Consider the following 1,209-nt stretch of genomic DNA (forward strand, 5'->3'; position numbering starts at 1 on the left):
GGTTGCAATCCCGCGAGGGGGAGCCAATCTCGGAAAGCCGGTCTCAGTCCGGATCGGAGTCTGCAACTCGACTCCGTGAAGTCGGAATCGCTAGTAATCGTGAATCAGAATGTCACGGTGAATACGTTCCCGGGCCTTGTACACACCGCCCGTCACACCATGGGAGTGGACTGCACCAGAAGTGGTTAGCCTAACTTCGGAGGGCGATCACCACGGTGTGGTTCATGACTGGGGTGAAGTCGTAACAAGGTAGCCGTAGGGGAACCTGCGGCTGGATCACCTCCTTAACCGACACGTCAGTGTGTCTGGTCAAGTGTCCACAATGAATTACCTGATCGGAATAGAGCAACGACTGTGGGAGTTGCCCAGGGCCAGCGGGTCACACGGGCTTAGCAGTTAGTACGGTGCTGGGTCTGTCGCTCAGTTGGTTAGAGCGCGCCCCCTGACCTTAAATGGAAAGGAGGGTGAGGTCGACCGACCGGAACTCGGCGCCGGCAGGTGGTTGTAAACGGTGCTGGGTCTGTAGCTCAGTTGGTTAGAGCGCACCCCTGATAAGGGTGAGGTCGGCAGTTCGAGTCTGCCCAGACCCACCAAAACAAGCTGTAAGCCATAAGCTGTCAGCTTTAAGTCAAGCCCGCCAGGCATGGTGTTGGTTTTTCTTACAGCTTAAAGCTTCCCGCTTAAAGCTGATGTTCAGGGGCCTTAGCTCAGCTGGGAGAGCGCCTGCCTTGCACGCAGGAGGTCACCGGTTCGATCCCGGTAGGCTCCACCACATCGTCCCAGTCCGGCGTTGAAAGCCGACTCGCCTAGCGCACTAGGCGCCGCCGTCTTTCGCCTTGGCCTGAAACGATGCTCTACAGTCTTTCCAATAAGTCCTAAGCTATAGGTTTTGGGTGACACGTCGATGACAGTCACGTAAAGCTTACAGCTTAGAGCTTATGGCTCTAAACGCTCTTTAACAATGTGAATCAAGCTGACAACGTTTCTTCCGAGAGGAAGAGACAAACGAGATACGACTCTCGAGCGTATCCGGCGATCGTGTCATCGCACCAGACCCCTTGGGGTTATATGGTCAAGCGATGAAGCGCACACGGTGGATGCCTAGGCAGCCAGAGGCGATGAAGGACGTGACAGCCTGCGATAAGGTTCGGCGAGGTGGCAAATGACCTGTGACCCGGACATCTCCGAATGGGGCAACCCACTCAGGGT

2 tRNA genes and 2 rRNA genes are annotated in these 1,209 nt (G+C 55.9%); all 4 read left to right on the plus strand.

What is annotated here, in order from left to right:
* A 16S ribosomal RNA gene (locus D0901_RS20735) occupies positions 1–287 on the plus strand; the annotation flags it as partial.
* A gap of 229 nt (positions 288–516) precedes the next feature.
* Positions 517–593, plus strand: a tRNA-Ile gene (locus D0901_RS20740).
* Positions 594–696: 103 nt separating this feature from the next.
* Positions 697–772: transfer RNA gene (locus D0901_RS20745), tRNA-Ala, on the plus strand.
* Between the two features lie 298 nt (positions 773–1,070).
* Positions 1,071–1,209 (plus strand): 23S ribosomal RNA (locus D0901_RS20750); the annotation flags it as partial.

It is taken from the genome of Modicisalibacter coralii, from assembly GCF_004117855.1.
In the GTDB taxonomy this organism is placed as follows: domain Bacteria; phylum Pseudomonadota; class Gammaproteobacteria; order Pseudomonadales; family Halomonadaceae; genus Modicisalibacter; species Modicisalibacter coralii.